The 17,882-nt window shown below is 49.0% G+C and carries 11 protein-coding genes and 1 pseudogene; 4 read left to right on the plus strand and 8 right to left on the minus strand.

Features of this window, described 5'->3' with window-relative positions:
* Window positions 1-12: 12 nt before the first annotated feature.
* Entirely contained in the window at window positions 13-873 is an 861-nt protein-coding gene (locus AC4G47_RS25555; protein ID WP_491103390.1) for a LysR family transcriptional regulator, read from the minus strand.
* A 138-nt stretch (window positions 874-1,011) separates the two neighbouring features.
* On the opposite strand from AC4G47_RS25555, the gene AC4G47_RS25560 reads away from it, so the two are divergent.
* The 3 genes from AC4G47_RS25560 to AC4G47_RS25570 all read left to right on the plus strand — a co-directional run bounded on the left by AC4G47_RS25560 (window position 1,012) and on the right by AC4G47_RS25570 (window position 3,302).
* The gene (locus AC4G47_RS25560) at window positions 1,012-2,001 is read left to right on the plus strand and encodes a quinone oxidoreductase family protein (RefSeq protein WP_491103391.1); all 990 of its coding nucleotides are present in this window, start codon (window positions 1,012-1,014) and stop codon (window positions 1,999-2,001) included.
* Between the two features lie 139 nt (window positions 2,002-2,140).
* Window positions 2,141-2,323, plus strand: coding sequence for a hypothetical protein (locus AC4G47_RS25565; RefSeq protein ID WP_458125377.1), 183 nt, complete (start codon window positions 2,141-2,143; stop codon window positions 2,321-2,323).
* Between the two features lie 190 nt (window positions 2,324-2,513).
* Window positions 2,514-3,302: a formate/nitrite transporter family protein gene (locus tag AC4G47_RS25570; RefSeq protein WP_145321215.1), complete on the plus strand. Its 789-nt coding sequence runs from the start codon at window positions 2,514-2,516 to the stop codon at window positions 3,300-3,302.
* Window positions 3,303-3,565: 263 nt separating this feature from the next.
* Here the strand turns inward: AC4G47_RS25570 and AC4G47_RS25575 are convergent, their stop codons facing one another.
* From AC4G47_RS25575 to nirB, 6 genes and pseudogenes are all read right to left on the minus strand, one after another.
* On the minus strand, window positions 3,566-4,552 hold the full coding sequence (locus tag AC4G47_RS25575) for a WXG100 family type VII secretion target (protein WP_491103392.1): 987 nt from the start codon (window positions 4,550-4,552) through the stop codon (window positions 3,566-3,568).
* A gap of 71 nt (window positions 4,553-4,623) precedes the next feature.
* A pseudogene (locus tag AC4G47_RS25580) lies at window positions 4,624-4,907 on the minus strand (GNAT family protein).
* 148 nt (window positions 4,908-5,055) lie between these two features.
* Window positions 5,056-6,621 carry a glycoside hydrolase family 30 protein gene (locus tag AC4G47_RS25585; protein ID WP_491106798.1) on the minus strand — a complete coding sequence of 522 codons (1,566 nt, stop codon included), beginning with the start codon at window positions 6,619-6,621 and terminating at the stop codon, window positions 5,056-5,058.
* 147 nt (window positions 6,622-6,768) lie between these two features.
* A complete protein-coding gene (locus AC4G47_RS25590) occupies window positions 6,769-9,480 on the minus strand; it encodes a glycoside hydrolase family 3 C-terminal domain-containing protein (RefSeq protein ID WP_491103393.1) in 2,712 nt (903 codons plus the stop codon).
* 941 nt (window positions 9,481-10,421) lie between these two features.
* The gene (nasC, locus tag AC4G47_RS25595) at window positions 10,422-12,554 is read right to left on the minus strand and encodes an assimilatory nitrate reductase catalytic subunit NasC (RefSeq protein WP_491103394.1); all 2,133 of its coding nucleotides are present in this window, start codon (window positions 12,552-12,554) and stop codon (window positions 10,422-10,424) included.
* 20 nt (window positions 12,555-12,574) lie between these two features.
* Complete coding sequence (gene nirB / locus AC4G47_RS25600) at window positions 12,575-14,752, minus strand: nitrite reductase large subunit NirB (RefSeq protein WP_491103395.1); 2,178 nt, start codon at window positions 14,750-14,752, stop codon at window positions 12,575-12,577.
* 427 nt (window positions 14,753-15,179) lie between these two features.
* Between nirB and AC4G47_RS25605 the strand changes: the two genes are divergently transcribed.
* Window positions 15,180-16,409: a nitrate/nitrite transporter gene (locus AC4G47_RS25605; RefSeq protein WP_491106799.1), complete on the plus strand. Its 1,230-nt coding sequence runs from the start codon at window positions 15,180-15,182 to the stop codon at window positions 16,407-16,409.
* A gap of 123 nt (window positions 16,410-16,532) precedes the next feature.
* Here AC4G47_RS25605 and fabF read toward each other — a convergent pair whose 3' ends face one another.
* A complete protein-coding gene (gene fabF, locus AC4G47_RS25610; RefSeq protein ID WP_458125371.1) occupies window positions 16,533-17,771 on the minus strand; it encodes a beta-ketoacyl-ACP synthase II in 1,239 nt (412 codons plus the stop codon).
* Between the last annotated feature and the right edge of the window lie 111 nt (window positions 17,772-17,882).

Consider the following 17,882-nt stretch of genomic DNA (forward strand, 5'->3'; position numbering starts at 1 on the left):
TTGAACAACCTCTTATAGTTCTGGTTCTGTAATGATCTCCACCAAAGCGCTGAGCGCACTAGATATATGTTCACCACGGGAATACACAAATCCTACTTCCAAGCGGCAATAGGGATCAGGCAAAGACATCACTGCAATCTCACCTCTTGATTCTGCTTTGGTAACTGAAGACCGTGGCAGCAATGATACGCCTAGCCCGGCAGATACACCATTCAGAATCGTGTCCAGTGTTCCATATTCCATGATGTTAAGTGCGTGGATACCCTGATCTTTCAAAAAGGATTCTGCTTGATCGCGATGTGTGCATCCGATCTCAAAGAACAACATCGGTCTGGACAATAACGTGTATAATTGATGTACTCCAGGTTCGGCGATCAGCACCATTTCTTCGTCATACATCTTCATATAGTTCAGCTCAGGATGATCAATCGGGCCATATATTAAGGCACCATGCAATTCATGTTGAATGACCTTCTGGTTCAGTTCATGGGTCCCACCCGTGACAAGCGAATGCTGTACTGCCGGGTAGCATGAACTGTATTCAGCCAAGAGCGGCGTCAGAAAAGTGGAAGCTGCTGTCTCTATGGCACCCAGACGTAGCATGCCAGCTGGTGGGTTACCCACTTGCGTGGCCTGCTCTGCTTCATATAATAATTCCAATATTCTATCCGCATACCCAAGCAGGTTCTCGCCCGCTGGTGTGAGCGACATTCCTCGATTGGAACGATGAAAGAGCGGTACTTGCAGTTGAGTCTCCAACTGTTTAATCCGTGTTGTTACATTGGACTGCACATAATTGAGTGAGAGCGCAGCTTTACTGATGCTACCTTCGCGGGCAACCGCCTGAAATATTTTCAAATCACCTGCATCCATACCCTGATCACCTGCTTGATATCTATGATTTTATATGATACTGACATTCATTTTTGTTCATTTTACGTGAATCTGTCCGATCTGTACAATGAGGCTCAGTAGTGAAGTACGGCTACATAGACAGGAGGAATATTGATCATGAAAGCTATCGTCCATTCAGGCCAGAGCGGCCTTGGAAGTCTTCGATATACAGAGTCGACATCTCGTAAACCAGAGGCAGGGGAAGTGCAAATCCAACTGAAAACTGCTGGAATTAACCATCGGGATCTGTTCATCATGGCAGGACGCACCAGTCAGGATGCCCCGCTCATTCCCGGTTCTGATGGGGCAGGTATCATCGTTGACATTGGCGAAGGCGTAAGAGAATTCACAATAGGAGATGAAGTCATTATCCACCCTACGCTCGGTTGGAACTACGCATCTGATGTACCTCTCGTGCCCGATATTGTGGGTGGTCCTACGGATGGAACGCTCGCACAATATATTACGTTGCCTGCTGAAAATGCTCTGCCTAAGCCAGCCCATCTATCCTGGGAGGAAGCAGGTGTGTTATCGCTTTCAGCGTTGACTGCCTACCGCGCTTTGTTCACTCGCGGCGAACTGAAACAAGGCGAACATATCCTCATTCCCGGCATTGGCGGCGGTGTAGCGACCTATGCCCTGCTCATGGCCGTAGCCGCTGGTGCACAGGTTACCGTCACCTCCAGAAGTGAAGCCAAAAGAAAAGAGGCGCTGCGCCTGGGTGCTTCCCATGCGTTGGATAGTCATGGCAATTGGAGCATGCAGAACGATTTGGAATCTGTGGACATGATCTTGGACAGCATCGGACAAGCCATGTTCCCAAAATATTTTGATATAATCAGACCAGGTGGACGTATCGTGATGTATGGTGCAAGCTCAGGGGATGATCTAACCGTTCCGATTCGCTCTATCTTCTTCCCACAGGTCAGTCTGATCGGGACCTCTATGGGCAGCCGTGAGGAGTTTATCCAGATGCTGCAATGGGTGGAGCAACATGATATACATCCTGTAATTGATGGCGTATATCCATTGCAAGACGTAGCAAAAGCATTCGAACGCATGGAAAAAGGCAAGCAGTTTGGCAATCTGGCTATAATTATGGAGTAACATCTGTTTCAGATGAATGGGGTGAATCTATCTGATCCGTATCGTTAAACGTATACTCATTGTTCTTGTCGCTATTATGCTTTTGGCCCAGATTCCTATATTGAAAGAAACCTTTGCCCGAGGAGTAACTACGTTATATGTGAAGATAAAGTATCCCGAACGTTCCTTTCAATTCCAGGATTTCATCTACGAATCTCATTTCGGAAGCTATATCATTTCTTATGCAGATCAAGACGGAACACCCATTCACCTGATGCTTGAACCAAAATTATTGCCTATTATGGTTACATATGATCCATTAGATCAGCCCATGAAAGACTAATCATTCTAAGACACTACGTGGCCTGTACACCTTACCCAAGGTGAAATCAATGCATTGCAAAAAGTCATTCTGTTCCTCAAGTTTGAATCCGAGGAGACTCATTCCCTGCTCTATGCGGAAGTTCCCTCTGCCCAATTTCCATAATTTCGTTATAATGGTAAGCAAGACATCATGCTATTGGAGGAGAATCATGGAAACGGAAGCTTTGCGCAACGTGGAACAGTTGGCTCTGAAGAAACACAAGATTTACAAACAAAGCTTAATCAGGTACCTTGCACGCTCCATGCTGGCCAGTATGTTTATCGGATTCGGCGTCATCGTGGCGTTTAAGACAGGTAACTTCTTTTATATGGAGCAGTCCCCTTTCACCTATCCTATGGCAGCAATTACGTTTGGGGCGGCCATCATTCTGATCGCGTACGGTGGCGGTGACCTGTTCACAGGCAATACGTTCTATTATACGTATGCGGCGCTGCGGAAGAAACTTCGCTGGTTCGAAGTGGTCAAGCTGTGGATTGCGAGTTATAGCGGTAACCTGATGGGCGCAGCCGTATTTGCCCTGTTAATCTACCTAACGGGATTGTTCGACTCGTCTGAGGTGAATGGTTTTCTGTTAAGCGTGGTGGAGCACAAGATGGAAGTTCCGACCATGCAGCTCTTTTTCCGGGGGATATTGTGTAACTGGCTCGTATGTATGGCGTTCTTTGTGCCGATGTTCATGAAGGAGAATGGCGCGAAAATGTTCGCCATGATGCTCTTTGTGTTCTGCTTCTTCATCTCGGGATATGAGCACAGCATCGCCAATATGTGTACGTTCGCGATTGCGCTCGTGCTGAACCATCCGGGGACGATCTCATTTGAAGGCGTCATTCACAACCTGGTTCCCGTGACTTTGGGTAATCTGGTGGGCGGTGTGCTGCTGATGGGCTTTATGTATTATGCCGTGAACAAACCGTTTCTGGATGAAGAGACGCATTAATCTCTGGCAAAAAAATGAGCTCCTTACGGCCCGGTCCATCGACCATGGCTGCTCGGTAAGCGAAACCATAAACACCCCGGTAATCTTCCCGTCTCAGGGAAAGTTGCCGGGGTGTTTATGTATGGACAGGCTCACGGATAAGCAGCCTGCCCTCCTTGCTATTAGCCATGTGTCACATTAACCACATGGCTCCATACTGTGGGTCTTCAAGCAGGCAGCAATCAGATAGCCCTGCGTTGCCCGCTTGTCGACCCATCCGCGGCTTAGTAGTAATCCCGCCACGGAGTATATTCAATATCGTTGTCGCCACGCGTGACCACGATCATATTTTCCATTTTGCCCGTTTCCTTATTGGTACGGTAGATCATCGTACGCGTCTCGCCTTCCTCCGGCACAGAGAACAGGAATTTGTCCGCGACGAAGGATGAACCGAGTCCTGTCGCATGTTCCGTGAAGGCAGAGCCCGTCTTGCTTGTGAGCAGCAGACCAATGCCGTAGGCTGTAGCCGTTTGTGCCACTTTGCCAAAGAGATGCTCGCCTTGACTAGTCGTGTGCGTCTGCTCCGAATACTTATACTTTTCCGTATCTTTGCTATAGTCCACCACATTGCCCTGTTTATCCAGACTGATGCTGGTCGTTTCGCCCTTGTCGCTTTTCACCTGATACGTACCCACGATGGAATCCTCGGTAATTTTCACCGTCTTGCCCGTATTGGGGTCAGTCTGATAAATTACATCTTCATACTGAAGCCGAATGATATTCATGCTGGCCTGAATCTGCTGCGCCAGTTGTTCGTCGCCCATCTCTTCGGCTTTCTTCAGCATTTCTTCATAGTTTTGGTATTTCTCGGCATCCTTCTCATCCCATTCCTCCATGTTCTTTGGTGGGCCTGACGTTTTGTCTAGACCTTCACCTTTATTTTTGCCCATGGTGGATAGCGCCCGCGCTGCGGTCAGCGCCGTCATGATTGCCTGGCTCACCGCCTCTTCATCTGTCGTGCGGAAACGCTCGGCAATTTTCTTTAGCTCTGATTGGATGGACAGAACCAGTTCCAGAACAGATTTCATTGTGCCTTGAGCCGTTGAATAATCGCTGTAAAAACGCTCCCGCTCCATGCCATCCCAGTTGCTGCGCATGACACTCATCTTGCTGTCCAATGTGGACATGAATCCCGATAATTGCTGATGTGCCTGAGCGAACTGCCCACTGACCGTCTCCAGTTGTTCCGGTGTCACCTTAATTTGTGTCATCCTGCACGCTCCTCATCCTGGTCATTTATAACTCATGGTCTATCAATTACCGACGATCTCTCGGCCTGTTCCTACTTGATCTCCAGATGCAATAGCGGAAACGGATTACCGGAACTATCCAACTCGGACCGTCCTATCTGTACAAATCCCATCTTTTGATAGAATCGGGCTGCTCCACTATTCTGCTCATTAACATCTACCTTGAGGTGACGACCTTTGATTTTGAAGGGCTCACCACTTGTTGATAGAACAGAATGTGATGCTCTTCCAAAAACGTATGTGTTGCCCGCACAGCACTCTCCCAGATTCCAACCAACTTGTCATGATCCTGTTCCCGATATGCAACGATTAACATGTCCAATGTATTCTCCCTTTTCTAGTAAAAGGCTATGTAAAAACCCGATCCTGAGATCGGACTTATTTAACACATCAAATTTGAATTAACTCTACGTATATTTTACCATGTCCATTATTCAATCTGTATCCATAATTTCAATCTTGAGTCAACGCTCTACCCCCGTTTTCGTATTCCAGCGGAAGGTTGCTGCCGATTGGGAAGGCAGTACATATCGAAACGAATCTCCATCCATGACTACATCAAAGGAAACTTCTGCCTCACCCGTGTTAGCCGCAACCAGCACCATCGTTCCATCCGGATTGCGGAAGGCTACGTTCTCAATCTGACCCTGTTCTTGCGTGGAATCCACTCTTACAGCTCCTGGACGCACATAACGGCTGATGTGACCTAACGCATAATACTCTACATTTCTAGTGATTTCATTATCCTCCGGGTCAATCGTCACAACCCCACGGCAGTTCTCACAGCCGCCGTTCGTGGGTCCACCTTGCGGATCGAGTGCGATGTTCCAGAGCAGCACATTCTTCGCCCAGTTGCGAGGTGCACCTATGATGAGATTGGACATCTGCCAGCTCAGATTCTCGCCAAAATCAGGACTCCACTCCCCACCACTACATTCGGTAAAATAGATATTTTTGTCCGGGAAGCGCTCATGCACTTCCGACATGGCAGATGGATCACCTGCATAACAGTGAAAAGCAGATCCATCGATATAGGCAGCAGCCTGCTCATCACCAAGCACCTTGCTGGTATATTCGACCGCCTGATCCCAGTTATGGTCATACGCGATGATTCGCGTATCCAGTCCCGCGTCCTGTAGCGCTGGGCCGAGATAATCCCGAATGAACATGGCTTGTTCTTCGGCTCCCATACTCATACTCGGATATTTATCCGAGGTGAACTCCGGTTCATTTTGCAACGTCATCCCGTAGATGGGAATGCCCTTCGCCTGATAAGCTTCGATATATTTCACAAAATATCTCGCGTACGCTTCATACACCTGGGGATCGTTGTAATCCAGATACCAGCCGTTAGTCGTCTTCTCCCCATATTTCATCCATGCAGGGGCTGTCCACGGGGTACCCAACACTTTAAGATCTGGTTTCAGCCCTGTCACACGCTCCAGCATATTCACAACTTCCTGATCCTTTTCAATCGAAAAGTGTTCCATGTCATAATCCGTGCCGGACTCGATATCATTATAGGTATAACTTGAAGCCGCGCCTGATTCATCTACCGAATAATCGGAGGCACCAATCGTATGACGTACCATGTCCATATTTACCCCTTCCGTCGAGAACAGTTCCTTTAGTAGTTGTTCTTGCTGTTCCTCCGGAAGCTGGTTGATCAGATGCGCAGATGAACCCGTCATCGCTGCGCCGAAACCATCCATGGTCTGATAGGTCTTGTCCGGATCAATCTGTATGCTAAACCCCGACGGGGAAGGTTCAGGCTCCTGCGTTGTAGAATCTGAAGAGCTTGTGTCTGTATCATGATGATCTGCAATTGGAATGGGGTTCTGTGGTGTAAGCAGACTTTTCTGATCTCCCGTTGTTAACCAGACTTCGGCCGCTCTCTGCTTGTCCGCAACCTGTGGCGGAACGGGTTGTTCATCTCGGTTGAGGATCAGCCAGATTCCTACACCGACACAACAAACAGCGATTAACAGGATGATCCATCGTTTGGAATGCTCTCGCCAGCCTATGTTCATCACGCTTCACTCTCCTTCCATTGTGGAAAAAGCCGCGGCCACTAGGCCACGACTCATTTTCACTATATATATGAATTAGAACAAACTGCATTTCACACCGATGAATTCAATGGGGAGAACCACTTTTCGATCTCCTTTATTGCACTTTTATTTACCGGATTTGCTTCCAATATTCACACTACCTGTCAGACGAATATCATCGGATGCACTGCCGACATACACTTGAACTTTACCCTTAGGCATTACCCATTCATGCGATGCTTCATCCCAATAGGACAGTGCGCTGCGATCCAGTTGAATGTTGACCCGTTGCTGCTTGCCTGCTTTGAGATCGACTTTCGCCCAACCAGCAAGTTGTTTCTTCGGAGTCTCGATTTTGGTTGGCAGATTGCCGACATAGACCTGTACGACTTCTGCACCGTCAACTTTACCGGTATTACGCAGGTTGAGGGATACTTCTACGGTTTCCTTATCGCCTTTACCTGTATTTTTCACATGCAGATTACGATAATTAAAATCGGTATACGACAGCCCGTGTCCAAAGGCAAACGCTGGTGTCATACCTTCTTTGTCATATCCTTTATACCCTACAAAGATACCTTCGGAATAGGTGCCCACCCCATTCACACCCGGGAATTGTTCCGCAGTGGATACCGGGGTCTGGGAATCATCTGATGGGAACGTCACCGGCAACTTACCGGATGGATTCACATCACCGAACAGCACACGTGCCACTGCATTACCTTGTTCCTGACCTGCATACCAAGCCTGAACGATGGATGGCACTTCTTTTTGCCAGGAATCCATTTCAACAGCACGACCACTCATTTGCACCACGATCGTTTTTGGATTGGCTGCCGCTACTTTACGGATCAGCTGTTCCTGGTTATTTGGCAGTTCCAGATCGGAACGGTCCACGTAACCTTCACTGTCATACGTACGTGTCACGACAACCGCGACATCTGATTTTTTGGCCAGATCGACTGCTTTTTGCATTTTGGCATCCACAGCATCTTCAGGAGCTTCCCAGCCGAAACGAACTTGGGCTCCCATGTCATTACTGGATTGTACCGGGAAATCTGTACGATATTCAATCCGAATGTTGTGAGACTCGCCTTCTTTAAGTGTAATTTCTTTCTTTGTAGTGCTCAGTGTCGTACCTTGATTGTCTACCAGCAGCTGGTCATCCACGTATAGTTTTGCAGAACCCAGACTGGTCAGAGACAGTTTGTAATCACCTGTTTTCGGTGCCTTAATGGAACCTGTCCAGCGGGCGGACATTTTGCCATTGAACTCCGTAGGCGTCGTTGGAAGCTTGGAAGATTGTGCGTTAAAACCTTCATAGTTGTAAAATCCAAGATTCATGTTGACCTGATTATCTGTACGAACCAGAGAAGGATTGCCTTCCATATCTTTGTTTGTCCAGTATTCGGCACGCAGGCCATATTCGGCACGGTCTGTACCATAGTCTCTTTCACTTTCCTGAGCATCCCCAGGCGATAAAAGAGTCGAAGGTACAGCCGATGGTCCATTAAATGCATCTCCTGCGGAGATTGGATCCGTTCCGGCTGCATATTTTACATCCACATCATTACCGGCACGATCACGAATGCCTTGCAGTGGACTTACGGTATACGTTGGATTAACCAGACTGCTACCTCCACCAGCAGCCGATGCGTTATCAGCATCCGGTCCGATGACAGCGATGGATTTCACGTTTTTATTGGACAGCGGTAGCGTATTATCGTTGTTTTGCAAAAGAACCATGCTCTCTTCTGCAATTTCACGTGCTTGTTTGCCGTCTTTCTTAGCATTGATTTGTGTATTCGTTACAGGGTTATCGAACAGCCCTTTATCGAACATTTGAAGCAAAATCCGTCTGACCTTTTCATCAATGGTTTGTTCGCTGACTTCACCTTTGTTTACGGCTTCAAGCAGCTTGCTTCCCCATTTGCCATATGGTTCACCCGGTGTTTCCAGATCGAGACCCGCGTTCGCGGATTCCACTGTACTGAAGTTGGCACCGTAGTCACTCATGACGAACCCTTCGAAGCCGAACTGGTCCTTAAGGACATCGGTCAGCATCTCCTTGTTCTCACAAGCATATGTACCGTTCACCTGGTTAAATGAACACATCGCGGAACCGAGATCCGCTTTTTCAACCATGGCTTGGAATGGACGCGCATAGACTTCCTGAATGGCACGCTCACTGGCTGTAGCATTGGTGGTGAAACGCTCTGTTTCCTGATTGTTCAAGATGTAGTGTTTCGCCGTTGCAATCACCGGGTTGCTTTGAATCCCGTTGACATACGCTGCACCCATGCCGGAAGCCAGCAGCGGATCTTCACCCAGGGATTCGAAGTTACGGGAACCCCACGGCGTACGTGCAATATCCAGTCCAGGACCCAGAACTACATTATGTGTTGTATCATGTGCTTCCTGACCGATCAGATCGCCATATTTCTCGGCAAGATCAGTATCCCAGGATGCTGCCAGCGCGATGGGTGCAGGCAGTGCCGTGGACTTTTTGTCCTGTACATCCGGGTTCGCAACCCGCACCCCTGCTGGTCCATCCGCCATCTGTAATGCCGGAATGCCGAGGCGCTCCAATCCATCATTATAGAAACCATAATAGTTATTTACTTTACCAGTTACGAATCCAACTTTCTCCTCCAGCGTCATCTCCTTGAGCAGCAGCTCGGTGCGTTCTTCCGCAGATAGAGATGTGTTCATCCATGGCCGATCGGCCCCGGATTCCGCCTCCGCGGCGAAGGCGTGTAGCGGCATAGCCGCAACCGCCACGATGATTAATAGCATAAACCATCGTTTGAGGAAAATCAGATTGAGTCTTCTGTTCATGTTGTAAGCTCTCCTTCTCTCTTGATCATTTTTCTCGCATACATCCTGAATACATGTATACAAGGGAATGCATACTGGTTGATCCCAGCCTTTCAAGCATTCAGGTCGTCCTGCACATGGCTTCTGAAACCGCAGCCTGCAAGCAAGTCAGCAGATTTCGCTTCCTAACGATAGCCGACCTGTTCATGAATTACATCCCCTTAAATTTGGTAAAAGCTTGATTGGAACGAGCCTAGTCCTTTGGAATCATCTCTATTTGAATTCAGATAACAGAATAAGAAAACGAATTATTTACATTTCCGTAACTACTTTAGAACAGATTCTTTACTTTTAAAAACAGTCAGTTCGACCCACTCCCGATCAACCAGTTAATGCAATTAATTATCAGATTAAGGAATATATTGAGATGCTTTGGGTCCTAAGACTTTTCTAAATCGGTTTCAGATTCACTCCACGAGATAAACGAAAATAAAAAAGCAACTGAAGTCCCCTTTAACAGGTTCTTCAGTTGCCTTTTATGATCCAAACTATAGTGATTAACCTTCAAGTTATACGCCGCCCTTAATAGGGCGATTCAATCGCTTCCTAGTTCTGTAATTGAGCCAGAATCTGCGGATCCTTGATCTTCTTATCTTCGGCGATCTCTGCAACATAGCCTGCCAACTCAAGCTGCACCCCTGTTAACGACTCGGCTCTTTCCAGCAATCCATCCATATACACCTGTACTCGAAAGGGCAGTCTGCATCAAAATAAAATAAAAAATACGTACATATGTACCCCTAATGAACATCATAACTAAAATTCAATCCATATCCATGAGCCAATCCTCATGTTTACGTGGAACCACGGAACTATGGCCTACTTGCGTACATATACGCAAAAAACCGCACAGTCTCATATAAATATGGACTGTGCAGCTGCTAAGTTACCATTAGAACAGCTCATTTGGCTAATCGCAACGGTCGAATGGTTACGGCCGCTGTCTTGAACCCAGGCATACGGCAGAACGGGTCCAGTTCCGGTCGGGTTGCCCGATTCACATTCTGAACGCCGCCCCAATGCATCGGCACGAACAAGGTATCCTCCCGTATGGAATCCTTGATTCGCGAACGAACCGTGAAGCTTCCATACACCGATTGAATCTCTACCCACTCCCCATCGTGAATGCGATGACGAGCAGCGGTAGCCGGATGAAGCTCAACGAAGTTCTCCAATTCACGGGCTGCGAGTGCCGGGCTACGATGTGTCTGCACCCCAGTAAGATAATGAGGAAGCACACGGCCATTGGTCAGAATCAAGGGGAATTCCGGAGATATATCATTCCATCCCGGACTGGATTCGAATGTGAATGCCGCTTTGCCATCCGGGTGGGCGAATCGTTCCCCAAACAGCAGCCCTTCTCCCTTCTCTTCCGGGGCAGAACACGGCCAGTACACACCTTTCTCGTTACGCAAACGCTCATAGGTAATGCCATAGTAATCCGCAACTCCACCACGGCTCGCCACACGAAGCTCATTAAAGATATCCTCAGCAGTGTCATATTGAAAGTAAGAGGCTTTGCCCACTTTTGCAGCAATTCGGCATAATATATCCCAATCATCGAGCGTTTCTCCTGGCGCAGGTCGCCCCTGTTCACGGAGTAGAACACGCCCCTCCAGATTGGTGAGTGTGCCTTCATTCTCCATATAAGATGTGACCGGCAGAACCAGATCGGCCATGCGCGCTGTCTCGGACAGGAACATATCTGCCACGATCAGAAAGTCCAGCTTGCGCAGACCTTCTTCCACCAAACGCACATTGGGATTGGATACGACCGGGTTGGAGCCCATTACGAGCAACGCCCGTATCTCCTGATCATGGACCTTCTCCATCATCTCATAGGCCGATACCCCTTTGCCTGGCAAACTTGCAGGGTCCACACCCCAGACGGATGCCACATAGGCACGATCGGCTTCATTTTCAATGGATCGATATCCTGGCAGCTGGTCAGCCTTCTGCCCATGCTCCCTTCCGCCTTGCCCATTCCCCTGACCTGTGATGGCGCCATATCCGCAGCCTTCTCTGCCGATTTTTCCAGTCGCCAGTACCAGATTCAGAAAGTGCCTCACGGCCATATGCCCATCCGTCTGCTGCTCCACACCACGTGCTGTCATGATCATGCCTGTCTTTGCCTCACCGTAAGCCATCGCCGCCTGACGAATCAGCGCCAGATCAACCCCGCACGCTTGTGCCGCCAGTTCGAGTTGCAGATCAGCCAACCCTTGTATTAATTGCTCGTAACCATACGTTCGTTCGCCTATAAAATGAGGGTCCACCAATCCGGCATCCATAATCACTTTCAACATGGTATCCGCCAGCAGAGCATCCATGCCGGGCTTCACCTGCAAGTGAAGGTCGGCAATGGCTGCGGTTGCCGTCTTGCGTGGATCAATAACAATAATGAAGGCTCCGTTCTCCTTCGCCTGATTAAAGTACGGCAGAAGGGTAGGTTGACATTCTGCAATATTGGTACCTGCGAGTACAATGCAGCCTGCCTTGGGAATATCAGACAGTCGGAACGTCAATCCGCGGTCCATCCCGAATACTTTACTTCCGGCAGAAGCCGCAGCTGACATACAGAACCGTCCATTATAATCGATATATTTCGTCCCCAACGCAACCCTCGTGAACTTGCCCAGCAGGTAGGCTGTCTCATTCGTCAACGATCCGCCTCCGTACACCCCGACCGTATCTGCTCCATAAGAGTCTTTCAAGTCCTGAAACCGCTCTGCGATGGTCTGAATGGCTTCTTCCCAGGAACAGGGTTCAAGCTCGCCATCGCTACGAATCAGCGGATGCATTAATCGTTGACCACTGAGCGCATGCTGATGAGCATTCATACCCTTGATACACAGTCTGCCCTGAGAGGCTTCATTCGGAACGCCCTGGACCGTGTACTCACCACGACGCTGGCCTGCAACAGGTGCAGCCAGTTCTTCAACAGTCATTTTGCATTGCACACTGCAATACGGACACTGGGTCTCCTTTACATAGAGCTTGGAGGCTGTTGGTTCTGAACTCACGGATAATCCCATCTTCCATCCCTGCCTTTCATCTATATATCAGCTTGAAGTGTAGCTGCAAGTTCCTTCTGCAACTGATCATCCAGCAGCGTTTCCCGAATCGACATGAATCCCAATCGCTCTGTCCATGCCCATAACGGCTCATCATACCAAGCCGTTTGGCGATACCACTGAAGACAGGCTGTTGCAAGCATATCCGCTTGCCACTCCGTTTCAGCCACTCCAAGCAAGCCACCTTCCTTGACCGGATGCTCTGCATGACCGCCTGCATAGATCTCCCACCCAGCTGGTGAAGCCAGCAAGCCGATACCCTGCACCAGTGCGCTCACCAAGGACCCCGGTCCTGATGCGACGCCTATATTCACGGGTGCTGGCATCGCTGCACCGATCCAACGCGTACGAAGCTGTACAGCCAAGCTCCCTGCAGGCCTTGCATAGGATGAAAGCGGGATATGATCATCCCAGTGCACCTGAACCTCTGAGTGGCCTTCGATCTCATCATCCCTTGAAAGTTCAGCCTGATTTCCATTTTGTTCAACTAAACGATATCCCGTATTCATGATCTCTCTGTCATTAATCGATCGATTGGATACCTGTAAGTAATAATGGATTACGGGGCGACATACCGCGCAGCCTTGTTCCGACCCCCAATCCATTTTCTGCAGAATCAAAGGTATGTCTGGTAGGTCAATCTCCATACCAACGATGTCGTCCAGCATTTCCTTTAGTTCTGCATGCCCCAGCTCCGTACAACTGCAGACCGGCATTGAAGCAGGTTTATCCGGTGTAGCCACTGCACCACCGCTTTTTTTCAGGTTATGCGTATGTTTCAGCAGAGCAGCCACCATCGGGCGACAGCCACCGCATGAACCAGAAGCCTTCGTCTGTTCCTTCACCTGATCTGTCGTCTCGAGGCCCTGTTCCTGAATAGCCTTCATAATGGCAGCCTTGGTCACATTGTTGCAGGCACATACGGTCTCCTGAGCAGGTAATGCCGCAGCAGCCATCTCAGCCGGGTCCGGGGCCCCTTCACGCGGAGCCAATTCCGCTACATCCGCACCTCGTTGCACCAGTCCAAGCAATGCCGTTCCTTCAGCTGTATCTCCAAATAAAATGGCGCCGCGTACTTTGCCAGCCTGCATCAGTACTTTTTTGTATGTGCCTCGAATGCCATCCAGATGTTGAATTGCAGTCTGCATGCCTTCCCCGTTAATCTCACCCGCCGAGAAAACATCAACTCCCGATACCTTCAGTTGTGAGTAAGGAATTGAACCTTTGTATTCAGGCGTTTCCTGTCCACAGAGCTTACGTGCGAGCACTTTCCCCTGCTCGTATAAAGGGGCCACCAGCCCATAACTGATTCCCCGATGTTCGGCACATTCCCCAACTGCGTAGATATCCGGTACACTAGTGCGCATATAATCATCCACCATGATTGCCCGATTCGTAGCGATTCCGCTTCGTCTGGCCAGGTCCACATTCGGCCGAATCCCAACAGCGACAATGACAACCTGAGCTTCAAGCTTGGAACCATCTGTGAACAGCAGCCCTTGGGCCTGCGATCGCCCGGTAATTTTCTGCGTATTTTTGGCCAAAAGAAAGGACATGCCCTGCCCTTCGAGTTCCTGTTGAAGCATCGCGGCAGCCTTCTGATCCAACTGCCGATTCATAATGTAAGGGGCGTTATGGACCACCACAGCTTCCATGCCCAGATGCAGTAACCCACGCGCAGCCTCTAGTCCAAGCAATCCACCACCAATAACGGCGGCCTTGCGATATGCTTTGGAATAATCAGACATGCGCGTACAATCATCAATCGTTCGGAAGGACATGACCCGCTCTTTATCAATTCCCGGAATCGGTGGGATAAACGGTGAAGACCCTGTCGCCAGAATCAGAACATCATAGGTTTCTTTTATTCCGGATTCCGTCTCTATATATTTTCCACGGGTATCAATGCGGTGCACCGTCTCACCTGTACATAGCCGTATATGATGCTCGGCATACCAGGTCCAATCATTGATAATGATATCCTGTAACGAATGCTCACCCTGCAATACTTTCGATAGCATGATTCGATTGTAATTGGGACGGGGTTCATTACCGTAGATTACAATCTCATACGTATTAGGCTCCAGTGCGATGATCTCTTCAACACACTTCACTCCAGCCATGCCATTCCCGATAATCACCAGTTTGCTTCTGCTCATGGGCTGCCCCCTATCTCTCTCACTCCTGAAAATAAACAGAAAAATCCCTTCTCCATGATTCGGAAAAGGGCACCGTTGCCTCCGGAATCCACACGCCATTGTGTGGATTCATATTAGATTCAGATTAAGGGAATCTCAATCATATGTCAACATAATTAACACGACAGTCCCGAAACATGCTTCAAAAATGCATTATTTAAAATCGTGTGTAATTTTTGTTGACATCTCTATTTTCTCTTGATTATAATTTGAATCAAAATCACAGTGCTGTGATCAACTCAGATGCGGGAACACAATGACGTGTACCGCCTGTCGGCAACGGGGCCGCAAATCGTTCATATCTGGACGAATTGCGGCCTTTTTCTGCCTCAACACGCACATAGACAAATCACGAAGATCTCAATTGGATGAGGAGCGATGATGGATGATGGAGAGCAAAAGTTTTTGGAAAAGCGGGCATAAGCCCACCCTCTTCGGGGCGTTTATGTATTTTGACATCAGTTTTATGATATGGGGGATGCTTGGTCCACTCGCAGTTGTCATAGCATTGGACTATCCGATGACTCCGCTGGAAAAGGCTAATCTGGTCGCGTTGCCTATCCTTGGTGGTTCCATCCTGCGGCTTGTGCTTGGCTTCATGTCTGATTATATGGGTCCGAAACTGACCGCACAGATCGGGATGCTCGTCACGCTGGTTCCTTTATTACTCGGCTGGTTATGGGTTGATTCTTTAAGCCAACTATACGTGGTAGCACTCTTGCTGGGTGTGGCAGGTGCCTCCTTTGCCGCTGCGCTACCTCTGGCGGGTCAATGGTATGGCAAGGAGCATCAGGGTCTGGCCATGGGTATTGCCGGGGCGGGTAACAGCGGAACCGTACTCGCGACGTTGTTTGCCAATCGCTTGGCTACGCATTTTGGCAGCTGGGAAGTTGTGTTCGGACTTGCTATTATACCAATTGCAATCGTATTTGTTCTATTTTCTCTCTTTGCCAAGAATAGCCCTAACCGGCCTGAACCCAAGAAATTGTCCCAATACGGAAGTCTGCTCAAACAAAAAGATGCCTGGGTATTCTGTGCCTTCTATTGTGTAACCTTTGGCGGCTTCGTTGGATTATGTAACTATCTCACCATCTTCTTCAACACCCAGTACGGGCTCTCTCCTGTTCGTGCGGCAGACATTACCACCTTCTGTGTGATCGCAGGCAGTTTCTTCCGGCCTGTCGGGGGTTACCTGGCGGACAAAATTGGCGGAACACGTATGCTGACTTTCCTGTACACAGGAGCCTGTATCATGCTAATCGGTGTATCCTTCATGCCACCGCTTCCTGTTGTAGTCGTCATGTTGTTCCTCGGCATGATGTGTCTGGGAGCTGGAAATGGCTCCGTGTTCCAACTCGTACCCCAACGCTTTGGCAACGAGATCGGTCTGATGACAGGCATTGTAGGTGCCGCTGGCGGATTGGGCGGATACGCACTGCCGCTAATTCTCGGTCAACTGTATAGCAGCTATCAATCCTACACACCAGGCTTTGTTATTCTTAGCCTGATTGCAGCAGCTTCCCTGATCCTTGTGCTCTTCATGCAATCCCGCTGGCGTGTGAGCTGGTTGAGTCGAGGCAGCAAAGGCATGGCAGAATCGACGTCCCTCTCTTCGTGACGCATACAACAACTCGGCTGTTAACCACGGTACAGTGTTTGCGGGTGATCCATAAGTAACTAAAGGAACAGCGCAGCCCCGTCGGGGCAGCGCTGTTCCTTTGGTTACGGCTGTTCTTTCCACTTAAGATAAATACTTTTGAAGAACAATAACGGCATTATGGCCTCCGAATCCAAAGGAGTTAGACATCCCAATCCGTAGCTCTGCTTTTCTTGCCTTGTTAGGTACGTAATCCAGATCACATTCGGGGTCCCTCTGCTCTTGATTGATAGTTGGAGGAATGATGCCATGCCGCAGGCTTTGAATAAGGGAGATAGCCTCCGCACCACCCGCTGCACCAAGCATATGTCCCGTCATGGATTTGTTGGCCGTGACCGGTATGTCATAGGCAGCTGTCCCGAAAAGTTGTTTGATTGCCCTCGTCTCGGACAGATCACCCGCCTCTGTACTGGTGGCATGAGCATTAATCACATCGATGTCTTCTGGTCCAATCTGAGCCTCTCTAAGTGATGCCTTCATCGCCAGATATGCACCCCGGCCTTCCGGATGGGTAGCTACCATATGATACGCATCTGAACTGGCACCATATCCAATCACTTCAGCAAGAATATTAGCCCCTCTTGCCCGTGCATGAGACAGGGATTCGACGACCAGAATTCCAGCGCCCTCCGCCATGACAAAACCGTCTCTCCCCGCATCAAATGGACGGCTTGCTGCTTGGAATGCTTCATTTCGTGTAGACAACGCTGTCGCATTACCAAAGCTCGCCAGTGACACTTCTGTAACAGCCGCTTCTGTCCCTCCAGCAATAATAACATCTGCTCCGCCATGACGGATTAACCGGAAAGCCTCTCCTATGGCTGTATTGCCAATGGAACAAGCCGTTACTGGCGACAATGTCGGCCCCCAGCAGCCAAACCTCATACTGACCATAGCCGCAGCCATATTGGAGATCATCATGGGTACCAGGGTTGGGCTGACTCGGGTGGGTCCCCGATCGGACAGAACCTTGCCTTGTTCCATCAATGTCTGGATGCCGCCTATGCCCGAACCAATATATACCCCTACGCGTTCGCGGTCCAGTTCGTCCATCACGAGGCCTGATTGCGATACAGCCTGATCCGCAGCAGCAACAGCAAATTGAACGAATCGATCCATGCGCCTTGCTTCCTTGCGTCCAAAACGCTCTTCACCATCAAAGTCACGGACCACACCAGCGATTTTCGTTTTGTACGAAGCTGTATCAAAATGTTCTATATGCGATATCCCTGACTTGCCCTTAATCAATCCGTTCCAGAATGTATCTACATCATTTCCCAAAGGAGAGATAACTCCCATCCCCGTAATCACGACTCGTTCCATGTCCATCCTCCTTCAGTGCTGTTGTCTACCTTACGCTTACGCTCTGCTACTAATAGTGCACTTTCGAATATCCTATTACAAGTTGTCAATTATAATAGTATAATGACTACC

The organism is Paenibacillus sp. Negev47, from assembly GCF_058313655.1.

Coding starts and splice junctions, on each gene's coding strand:
- AC4G47_RS25555 (WP_491103390.1), bottom strand. CDS start 873: ATGGATGCAGGTGATTTGAAAATATTTCAGGCGGTTGCCCGCGAAGGT.
- AC4G47_RS25560 (WP_491103391.1), top strand. CDS start 1,012: ATGAAAGCTATCGTCCATTCAGGCCAGAGCGGCCTTGGAAGTCTTCGA.
- AC4G47_RS25570 (WP_145321215.1), top strand. CDS start 2,514: ATGGAAACGGAAGCTTTGCGCAACGTGGAACAGTTGGCTCTGAAGAAA.
- AC4G47_RS25575 (WP_491103392.1), bottom strand. CDS start 4,552: ATGACACAAATTAAGGTGACACCGGAACAACTGGAGACGGTCAGTGGG.
- AC4G47_RS25585 (WP_491106798.1), bottom strand. CDS start 6,621: ATGAACATAGGCTGGCGAGAGCATTCCAAACGATGGATCATCCTGTTA.
- AC4G47_RS25590 (WP_491103393.1), bottom strand. CDS start 9,480: ATGAACAGAAGACTCAATCTGATTTTCCTCAAACGATGGTTTATGCTA.
- nasC (WP_491103394.1), bottom strand. CDS start 12,554: ATGGGATTATCCGTGAGTTCAGAACCAACAGCCTCCAAGCTCTATGTA.
- nirB (WP_491103395.1), bottom strand. CDS start 14,752: ATGAGCAGAAGCAAACTGGTGATTATCGGGAATGGCATGGCTGGAGTG.
- AC4G47_RS25605 (WP_491106799.1), top strand. CDS start 15,180: ATGGAGAGCAAAAGTTTTTGGAAAAGCGGGCATAAGCCCACCCTCTTC.
- fabF (WP_458125371.1), bottom strand. CDS start 17,771: ATGGAACGAGTCGTGATTACGGGGATGGGAGTTATCTCTCCTTTGGGA.